Source organism: Loktanella sp. DJP18 (assembly GCF_049310965.1).
GTDB lineage: Bacteria > Pseudomonadota > Alphaproteobacteria > Rhodobacterales > Rhodobacteraceae > Loktanella.
Genome location: NZ_JBMERN010000136.1, coordinates 1 through 9,250 on the forward strand (window position 1 = coordinate 1; position 9,250 = coordinate 9,250).

The following is a 9,250-nucleotide window of genomic DNA, read 5'->3' on the forward strand; positions in this document are numbered from 1 at the left end:
GAATCAGTGGCCGGATGACCCCGGAATACGCATCTCAATCAAGCGTGACGTTTCGATAGAGATCCGCGGGCCTTTCCAGAGCTTCGATGAACCAACGACAGATCAAGGGGAGCGAGTTGCAGTGACTGTTTCAGCTGAAGCCGGGTCATATCGGGTTCGAGACAAGATCGCTTTGCCAGCCGGATCTTCAGAGGCCATGCTTGAGGCTCGCATCCAAAAGACCTTGCCTGATCTTCGCCGTCTTGGTGATAATTGAATACTGAGTGTCGATCGGAAGTCCGATGTGGTGATCTTCCCTCGATCGCTCGGTGAACATGATCTCGTGGCCGCCCTGACCAGCAAGAAGGTATCACTGACCTGAAGGTCACCTTTAGTCTATTCCTGGGTAATGCGGTTTTGTGTGCGCATCTAGGTAGGTCCAGAAATGGGCCAGCCTCGCCTTCGCTCAATTCTCTCGAAGACGCTTGCATGGCAGCCGCACCGATCGCGGATCGTCAGGGCGTCCGGCCGTGGTCAAAGAGGCGCGAAGACCGCAGGACCGACACTCTATGATGTATGCACCGCAGCGCAGGGCCGGATAGGGCAAAGTCACCTTGCATGCGGGCTTGCGATTATTGGTCGCGTCTACGTCCTTACCCTCGGGATACACAGGGTCCGGCAAACATCGCGGTTCGCGGCCGTGGTCGATCCAGTCGACAGTGTGCAAGGGTTGGTCAGCCATGGGCGCTTCGTTCATTTGCGGCACGTCACTGACGCCGCTTGCGTATTTAACCCTCAGGAAGGTTGCGAAACAATAGCAAAAGCGACACCGTGCAATCATTCTATCGTGTCGGATGTGTGCTGGCGCAACCGTCAGCACATCACCCCTGCCGCGAGCTGCAAGTGGTGTCAGCAGACAGGCTGCCGGTCCGGACGCTGCAATTGCGATGATTTGGATGTATCGTGGTTTTTGCCGGCCTGAGCTGGTCAGGACCGAGCATGGCTTCATCGATGCTGAGACGTGGCGCGCCATCAAGTCCGGTAGAAGGCAACCTTCAACTTTGGTTCGAGCTGTGATAGGCGGTCGAAGTCAGCGACGTTCTTTGTCAGGATGAGCAAGCCCTCCTGTGCTGCTTGTGCGGCAAGCATGCCATCCATGAGCGCTTTGCGTCGCTGTGCATCGTTATATCCAAGCACACGCGCCATGACGCCTGCCATGATCGCACCCCGCATCTTCACTTGCGGTGAGGGGGTGAGAATGTGTCGGTCTGGTATCTCAGAGAGGAGGTCCTCAATGACCTGCAACGCATTCGCGGTGCGTGTATCGGCAGGATCAAGGCGACCGAAAGGAAAGCAGATCTCTGACATGGCCAGCGATGAATGGAAGATGCTTCGCGCGACGACGCGGTCTTCCACATCCGCCGGCAAACGACCCCTCAACTGATCTATTTAGACACATGTATCCAGAAGAAGTGGCTCACCGAGGAGTGGCGTATCTGAAAGGAAGGTGAGGTCGTCATCCTCGCGTGTGGGAAGTTCGTTGGCCCGTCTTGCAGCGCGGGTAGATCGCAGAAGCTTAACTGTATCCAAATCTTGCGTCCGTCAGACTTCGAGATCAATGTCGGCCGGCACGCGTCCGCGCGCCCGGGAAAAAGCCTCCGGAAAGCCATCTTCTGCCGCCAGGTTTGCGATCGCCAGTTCGACCAGCGCACTGGTCGACTCCACGCCCGATCGCTCCCGGGCAAGTCGCAATAGCTCGGGATTGATCCGAGCTGTCACAGTTTCTGTCTTCCGTTCAAGAAGACTGCGGTCGCGGACGCTTTCAAGGACGATGGCGAACCGTCTCCGCATAGCCCCAAAGCCCGTGTCGCCTGCCTGTTCGCCCTGGCCCATATTGTACCCTGTCGCTCAATAGGACTGATGTAATACATAATGCCTGAATTGTCCAACGCTTTACTCATTCTTGGCAGTTTGACATTCATTGAGCTGATCGACGACTTGGCTGAATGATCCGCCTGCGGCGTGCTGTTGAACCCATAGGCAGGCCCGATCCTCATCTTGCGGACGGCCGCTCTCTAAATTGCGGGCGCTATGACCCCGATGTGTCCTGGTTTTCGCCAACCTGGGCGGACCCAGGTTGCATTGTTACATTTTCTGTTGCGGTGAAAACTTCTTGTGTCAAATACCGAGAGCCTGCCTCCGAAGATACATGACGACATCTTTCGTAGCCAATGCATCTGCAATGCCACGGTGACTGGGCTTGTGGGAACTACCAACGAAATTTGCTACGGTTGCCAATCGATGATTTGGAAGGTTTGAGAGCATCTCGCGCGACATTTCCAGTGTGCAGTGCGTGTCCAGCTTGCGAACTGCGGAAGACCCAAGGACGCGCGCTACGTTGCTTTCTATCATTTTTCGGTCAAATGACGCATTGTGAAAGAACACCGGAGCTTCACCAACAAACTCATAAAATTCTTTGTAGACGCCATTTGGGTCTTGTCCTGTTGCTTTTATTTCCGAATCACTTATGCCCGTAAGCTCAACTATCTTTTGTGGCAGTTTCCCTCTATATTTTATCAGACGACTAAAGCTATGGATTTGACCCCCATCGATATTAAATCGAATCGCTGAAATTTCGATTATACGATGGCTCTCCGTGTTGAGGCCTGTTGTTTCGCAGTCAGCTACGATAAATTCACCCATCGACGCATGAATAGCTGCAAGTGTTTTTTGCTTCCGACTTCTTGAAGTATATTCCTTTTTTCGTATCCTCCTCAACTCCAAATGAATCTTGTCCTGTTCTTCAGGTCCCTTGCCCCGAACATCATCAAATTTCTTTTGTAGCCTCAAATATTCAGGCCTGTTGTGGTTGTATCTATCTTCGGAATCCTTAGCTTTTCTTGACGCCTCTACACTTTCTAAGAATTTCAGTAGCGCAAACGCAATCACCGCTATTATAAATACTGCTAAGAAGATCATGTGGTTTCCTATCTTTCTGCTATTTACGCTAAAATAGGAGAAAGATTGAGGAACTGCATGTGTGGTCTATTTGCTTGAATCATCTCATCTCCGTAGCACATCCCATCACTCGATGTGTCCTGGTTTTCCCAAACCTAGGCGGACCGTGCGCAGGCGCCCCCGGAGGATCTGTAGCGAACAGATCGCCGAAAACGAGACCGAATGCGTAATCAGTAAGACGCAATCGCTGCTGTCTGTTGCTCCCTGATGCGCTCTTCAGCAAAATCAAGGTAATCAGCAGACACGTCGAACCCGAGTCCCGGCAGACCGAGTTTTTCAGCCGCCACCAGCGTGGTTCCCGTGCCTACGAATGGATCGAGAACGAGGGCTGGCCCGCGCGGGGTCTCAAGCCCGCTGAGTCGCAGGCACATATCTGGCAGGGATTCAGGAAACGTGGCCGGGTGATTGCCGCGTCCGGTGCGTCTGGATCTGACGGTCTTGTAAGGCAGGTGCCAGACGTTTCCGCGACAGCGGACATTTTCGGTGTGGCCGAACCTCGCGATGTTCGATGCGTGCTCAAACGGAACCCCGACAGCCAGTCGATCGAGGCGCACGGTGCCATCGTGGGTGAAGTGGAAAAGGTGCTCGAAGTTATGGTTTATGAACCGCGGCGAGTTGATGGGCTTGAAGTGACCGAAGGTCTTCTCGGCCGCCTCGACCCAAAGCGATTTTGTCCAGATGATGTTGTTTTGAAGAACGAAGTATTTCTGGAAGACGGCCATGACTTGGTAGGGGATTGTGGGGTCTTTGAGGGATGATCCCATATTCAGGAACAAAGAGCCGTCTGTCGCGAGAACCCGCGCCATACCGGCCGCTGCTTGATCGATCCATGACAGGTAATCGTCGCGGGTCGCGCCATCGTCATAGCGGTCATAGGCAATATCGAGATTGTAGGGCGGCGAGGTCACAATGCGATCTACTCTGCCGGCGGACAGGCTTTTCATACCTTCGATGGCACATCCTTCAAAAAGGCGCTGCTGCCCGATGACGCGCGATGATGCGGCCTCAAATTTGTGGTCGAGAATTGTCACTGGATTTCCCTTTTTGAGGAAATAGGTCTCTGTGCGGGAGGTCGATAGAACCTTTTTTTTTGAAACGATTGCCCTGCTGTCGTCTGGGCCCAAACCTCACCACAAAGAAATGTCAGGTCCATCCTGGGTGTGGTGGTTTCCGGTGATCCGGAGGGCAAATTTGTCGTCCAACATCATTCCCGGTTCCACTCGAGGGCGGGACGACCTTCGCATCAAACGCCCTGGATCTTAGGTCTGAGATATTTTCCAGAACCAAGGTGATCTGGGCGTTGGGCAGAAAAGCGGATCAAAGGGCGCAAACTTACTGTTTACGCTCCAGGCCAGGCACTGACGGCTGCGTCGATGATGTCTGGGTCGCTCACACTCCATGCATGACTTAAGCGCGCGGCTTGGGTCATACGAGATCGGCGAGCCAGCGCCTTCTTTCGTGACTTATAGGCGCAGACAGTGCCGTCGTATGTGGTGTTCCATCGCGCACAAAGTGCAAGCAGCTGTTGGTGCTTGATGGTGTCGGGCTCGCCACCAGATGCGATCGCCTCAACGAAACGCATGCGGCGCGTGGTTGGGTCAAACAAGACAATGTCGGGTATGGCATCACCCCGGTCGAGACTAAAGCCGCACTCAGCAAGATCGTTCTGCCGTCCGCCGGCGCTGAGACTTCCTCCATCACTGTCGATCCAGATAAGGTCGAACCCCGCGTGAAACTTGGGGAGATGCTCGGCGATGACTCGTTCCAGGATCATCATATGCTCTGAGGCTTCACAACTGCCGCGCGCGTCATCCTCAGGATCGGACGGAGAGTGGAGGCCGTTCTTGAGACCGGTAAGGTAGTCTTCGAAGTCATGAGGCGCACCGATAAGTGCTTCGATAGTGGCCTTTGAAAGACGGTAGCCGTTGTCCGATGAGTTCGGCACAAGGTGGGACCGGTGCACTTTGTTGCCGCGTCGGATGACGCATTCGACAACGCCGATCACCCGCAATGGTCGAATGCGCTCATCGCGAATATGCTCACGGTCACTCGAGTGCTTCTCGATGAGTTCGTGAATGCGCTGACCGATATGATCGGTCGTTGCACAATGAGCAAAAGACAGACCCCGGGCATTTTTCCACGAAAATCCAGTAGGAGCCTGTGTTGAAAGTAGGGCTACGATAGCCCATGAGGATGGAACTCCGGCAACCTCTGCAATGGCGCGGCAGCGATCATGAAGGAGGTCGCGTGGAACCGCGGCACCCCCTTCCATGATCACGTTTTCCGAGCCCTGCGCCACGATTTTTCCATTCCTTAAGTTCAGGAATGAAGTGGGATCAACGCCTTTGACGCGGAAACATATTCTTGCTCAATGGGTGATCCTTCAGGGACCAGGGGCTTAGCCTTTGGATGCCTTCCCCACTGTTTGGTCACTCGGGTCGAGCTAAATCAGCGACTCAAGCCGACCAAGACCGCCGGTCCTTTGCGGCTGAGGTCGAAGGGTCCGACATACTGTCTTCGTCAAATTCGGCATTTTGCGACGGTAGCTTAGATTTTTCTTGCGCATTTGGCGTATCGTGTATGGTTGAGCATAGTCTTGAAGTTCAATTCAGAGGAAAGCGATATGCCCACCTTGTCGAAAGCCACTGGCCTGAAGAATGATGCGGTATCGACGCGACTTTTCGCGTCATTGGGTGTGACACCAATCGTAAAATCAGAGGCTCTTGCACGGGCTCGTAAAGATCTTTTATCTCGCCTCGCTCCGTCGGCACCGAAGGAGCAGCTGGGATACCATCCTGTATGCAGTGCGCCGTTTTGTGCTGTCGTAGCAACAGACGCCTGGAGACACTTCGAGACAGGTCTTGGCGACGGCGACGACTTCAATCTCTTTTACGGCCCGATGGGACAGGCAATCCTGCATCAGGCCGGCACGGAGTTCATGTCGTGCGTGCTCGATATTCCCGCTCCCGACGACAAGAGTCAGGTGGCTCTGGAGGCTGCGATGAGCGCGGGATCTGAACAGTCGATCATCGCTGCGACAAAGCTGTTGGATGTCAGGCGGGTAGAGCACCTCGGAGCGACGATTCTAAGGCTGATCGAAATCGGCCTTGCACAAGATGTGCAATTTTTGCGGTCTGATCGTGGGTTCGGGAAGTTGCAGGGGCATTTCCTGGTCGGCGATGTCCTATTTACGCTATCAAAGCTCCCATTTTGGCAACTTCTTGCGACGTGCAGAGAGCACGGCGCAACAACAGTCTGTGTTGTGCAAGAACTTGACCAAGGACCAAACCCCGAGCCAAACAGACACCTTGTCAAAATGATCTCGCGGAAAGTTGGTGATGACGAAGTGTCATTCGATGTGGGTCAGCCTGGTGCCGCTCGCCTGTCATTTTTCTCCGTCAGAACGGCAGTCGATCCGGACGGTGCTCTGAAAGATCTTGTTGAGGCGCTTACGGCAGCGCAGAGGGCAAAGATTCAGGACGTTGTGGATCATATGGGGCAGATAGCACAGAAGGTGACGCGCGGTGACGGGAGTTAACCACCGGCGCCGACGCGGCCGCTGCACACCTGGAGATCCGACCGCCGAAGCACTGACCTTGCATGGGACGGCTATAAGCGTTATATTTTAGATGTTCATATCATTTATAGGTGACGCACATGGCGAACACATCCAGCAGCTTTGCTCACAATGAGATGGCGTCGCGTCGCGTCAGGAATAACCCTGTCTTCAAATCTCGTAGGAGTGCGATGACAGCTTTCGGCTCAATCGATGTAAATGTTGCGGTAAAGATCGATCATAGCGATCTCGACCTGGCTTCAATCTTCGATGATCTTCAATCTGCGCTCAACATGCGCGGTGGTCCCATCCTCGATATTGAGAGTCTGATGAAGACTGCGCGCACAAGCTTAAAACAATCCGTGGAAAAGGCTCTTGGGGCCAGCTTTGCACAGGAGTTCAATGAGATCGTTGGAGCCTATCGAGACATGCTCGAACGCAGGATGGCCTCCGGTCAGGACGAGGCGATTTCCCGCGCGTTGACCCGGGCGACATTGCAGACCGAGGTTCTCTCATCGGCGAGTATGGTCGACCAATCGCAAGCCTGCGATTTGCTTGGCTTGTCAGGCACCAATCCGTCAGCATCCCTGAAGCGCTACGAGGCCAAGGACAAGATCCTGCGCTTCGATCTGCGCGGGAAGGCTGTCTATCCATTCTTTCAGTTCGATGTGGCCGAGCGTCGCATAGAGCCGACACTTCTCACTCTTCTGGGTATGCGCACAGACGACTGGGGTGGGAGGATGGCCTTACTGCATTGGTTGACGCGTCCAAATCTCAGTCTTGGCGGGTCTAAGCCTTGTGATGTGCTGGCGGCGCAGACCGATGGTGTCGTGCAGTCCTTTGCCGCCGAGATCGCGGAGCCGTTAAACGGATGACGTCTTTCACGATCGACATTCCAGATCCTGCAACTCTGAAGGCGTCGCGGGCGACATACCGCGATCTTCCCGCTGGAATTGAGCTGCACCGCATCCATTCCAGCAACTTCGGCGCCACAGAGTTCAACGGCACGGAATACGGCAACGCTAGGTTTTCGCCCATTCGACGTCCCGACGACACGATCATCCCCACGATCTACGCCGCCCAGACCTTTGAATGTGCTATCAGTGAGATTATTCTGCGCAGTCCTGATGTGTGTTCTATAGACCCGGCGACAGGCGCATCGGTCAGTATTGTCGTCAGGCCCTACAAGTGGCGTGCTTCAGTGCATTCGACGCTTCAATCGACCAGAAATCTGCGACTTGTCGATCTCACGGTCCAGGGCCAGCGACGCCTGGGCGTAGACAGGAACGCCTTGCTTGCAGGGCCGACTGCGACCTATTCCACGACGCGCGCGTGGGCGGAGGCTATTCATCGGGACTGCCCTGGCGCCCACGGCCTACACTACACATCCCACCAGTTTGGCCCGACCTTCGCTATCATGCTTTTCGGAGACCGGGTTCCAGATGCCATTGTCGCCATAGCGCCAAGCCGGTCCGTAGCAGACCCGGCCTGTGACCGTCAGATCAGGGTGCTGGCGCAATCGTTCGGATATGAATACGAGGATCTCTGATCCAGGATCTCGCGCCGACTTGCTCACTTGGTATTCGGATTTGGATCTTGGTGCGGCGGACGAGATCCTGTCCGATCCGCGGCTCTTTGCGCATGAGGTTGTCGATGCCCGTCCCGGGCGGCAGCCGAGGGAATGGGGCGATGTTCGGGAGCATTTGCGCGATTTCATGATCCGGCAGACCTTCGAGGAGGGCAATTGGGTCAGATCCTGCATGCTTTGTTGGAATAACGGTGGGCGACAGAATGAGCATGACATCCACTGCTACGCCAGGAATGGTCGGGGCTGGGTGTCATCGAGCGCCACTGGGTGTGTGTCCTTCGATCCTGCGTCGACAGGAACGAGGTGGAGAGGATCTTTGCCGAAAAACTTCGCTGACGCAGGGGTAGATTGTGCCCGGCCAAAGCATTAATACCGATCAGGAAGCCCTGGATTTCAATCTGGGGAGCATCACTACTGTGACCGGTGAAAGTGCGATATGGTCGCTTGAAAGTCCCAACCCCGCTCGTGCAACCATTGCTCCAGGCCGGTCTCAACAAGCTTAGCGAAGGGCTTAGCACTGCGCGGACCGGCCCACCCACCAAGCGCGATGAGGGCGTCAAGATCGCGTGCTTGGGCATAAAGCCACACAGCCCAGGTTGCGCGGCAGGTGGCAGGTGTCACGTCCTTTCGTAAGCATCCGCCGAGGACCGCGGTTAGGCAGCCTTGACCTGGTGCGTTGCTGCGTTCCATTCCCAGGGCAGCAACTCGTGCAGGCGTGAGACCGGTATGTCAGAGATGCGCGCGATGACATCGGCAAGCCATGCTTGCGGATCTATGCCGTTCAGCTTTGCAGTGCCGATTAGGGAATACATGGCGGCGGCGCGCTGTCCGCCGCGCTCAGACCCGGCGAAGAGCCATGATTTTCTGCCGAGGGCGACGCCGCGCAGCGATCTTTCGGCGGCGTTGTTGGTCAGGCAGATGCGGCCGTCCTTGAGGAACGAGGTGAATCCTGACCAGTGGTTTGGCGATAGCAGGTAGTCGATCGCCTTGGCGACCCTGGCATGCTTTGAGAGCAGCGCGCGTTCGCCGTGAAGCCAGCGTTCGAGATCGGCGACCAGCGGGGCCGACAGGCGTTGCCGCGCCTCAAGGCGGTCGTCGGGGGATTTGCT

Annotated in this window: 10 protein-coding genes; 4 read left to right on the forward strand and 6 right to left on the reverse strand. The window is 55.3% G+C overall.

All coding sequences use genetic code 11. The features are described 5' to 3' along the window. The coding region (locus tag ACOI1H_RS21545; protein WP_422440063.1) for a hypothetical protein at positions 1-256 on the forward strand (256 nt) is incomplete at its 5' end. A 755-nt stretch (positions 257-1,011) separates the two neighbouring features. Here ACOI1H_RS21545 and ACOI1H_RS21550 read toward each other — a convergent pair. The 5 genes from ACOI1H_RS21550 to ACOI1H_RS21570 form a co-directional block, all read right to left on the reverse strand. Then, the gene (locus tag ACOI1H_RS21550; protein ID WP_422440064.1) at positions 1,012-1,395 is read right to left on the reverse strand and encodes a type II toxin-antitoxin system VapC family toxin; all 384 of its coding nucleotides are present in this window, start codon (positions 1,393-1,395) and stop codon (positions 1,012-1,014) included. Between the two features lie 186 nt (positions 1,396-1,581). After that, a complete protein-coding gene (locus tag ACOI1H_RS21555) occupies positions 1,582-1,872 on the reverse strand; it encodes a hypothetical protein (RefSeq protein ID WP_422440065.1) in 291 nt (96 codons plus the stop codon). 285 nt (positions 1,873-2,157) lie between these two features. Next, positions 2,158-2,958 (reverse strand): PolC-type DNA polymerase III, encoded by an 801-nt coding sequence (locus ACOI1H_RS21560; protein WP_422440067.1) that lies wholly within the window; start codon positions 2,956-2,958, stop codon positions 2,158-2,160. 209 nt (positions 2,959-3,167) lie between these two features. Further along, positions 3,168-4,028: a DNA-methyltransferase gene (locus tag ACOI1H_RS21565; RefSeq protein ID WP_422440069.1), complete on the reverse strand. Its 861-nt coding sequence runs from the start codon at positions 4,026-4,028 to the stop codon at positions 3,168-3,170. Positions 4,029-4,336: 308 nt separating this feature from the next. After that, the gene (locus tag ACOI1H_RS21570) at positions 4,337-5,296 is read right to left on the reverse strand and encodes a BsuBI/PstI family type II restriction endonuclease (protein ID WP_422440071.1); all 960 of its coding nucleotides are present in this window, start codon (positions 5,294-5,296) and stop codon (positions 4,337-4,339) included. Between the two features lie 324 nt (positions 5,297-5,620). On the opposite strand from ACOI1H_RS21570, the gene ACOI1H_RS21575 reads away from it, so the two are divergent. The 3 genes from ACOI1H_RS21575 (at position 5,621) to ACOI1H_RS21585 (ending at position 8,102) form a co-directional block, all read left to right on the forward strand. Next, positions 5,621-6,535: a hypothetical protein gene (locus ACOI1H_RS21575; RefSeq protein WP_422440072.1), complete on the forward strand. Its 915-nt coding sequence runs from the start codon at positions 5,621-5,623 to the stop codon at positions 6,533-6,535. A 119-nt stretch (positions 6,536-6,654) separates the two neighbouring features. Continuing rightward, positions 6,655-7,428 carry a hypothetical protein gene (locus ACOI1H_RS21580; RefSeq protein WP_422440073.1) on the forward strand — a complete coding sequence of 258 codons (774 nt, stop codon included), beginning with the start codon at positions 6,655-6,657 and terminating at the stop codon, positions 7,426-7,428. Beyond that, a complete protein-coding gene (locus tag ACOI1H_RS21585; protein WP_422440075.1) occupies positions 7,425-8,102 on the forward strand; it encodes an RES family NAD+ phosphorylase in 678 nt (225 codons plus the stop codon). Before ACOI1H_RS21580 ends, ACOI1H_RS21585 begins: the two co-directional genes overlap by 4 nt. Positions 8,103-8,794: 692 nt before the next feature. Here ACOI1H_RS21585 and ACOI1H_RS21590 read toward each other — a convergent pair. Continuing rightward, positions 8,795-9,250, reverse strand: a 456-nt coding sequence (locus ACOI1H_RS21590) for an IS66 family transposase (protein WP_422440077.1), incomplete at its 5' end; no start/stop codon positions are given.

Excerpts from the sequence above, each read along its gene's own strand:
- ACOI1H_RS21555 (WP_422440065.1), bottom strand. The coding sequence starts at position 1,872 with ATGGGCCAGGGCGAACAGGCAGGCGACACGGGCTTTGGGGCTATGCGG.
- ACOI1H_RS21560 (WP_422440067.1), bottom strand. The coding sequence starts at position 2,958 with ATGATCTTCTTAGCAGTATTTATAATAGCGGTGATTGCGTTTGCGCTA.
- ACOI1H_RS21575 (WP_422440072.1), top strand. The coding sequence starts at position 5,621 with ATGCCCACCTTGTCGAAAGCCACTGGCCTGAAGAATGATGCGGTATCG.
- ACOI1H_RS21580 (WP_422440073.1), top strand. The coding sequence starts at position 6,655 with ATGGCGAACACATCCAGCAGCTTTGCTCACAATGAGATGGCGTCGCGT.
- ACOI1H_RS21585 (WP_422440075.1), top strand. The coding sequence starts at position 7,425 with ATGACGTCTTTCACGATCGACATTCCAGATCCTGCAACTCTGAAGGCG.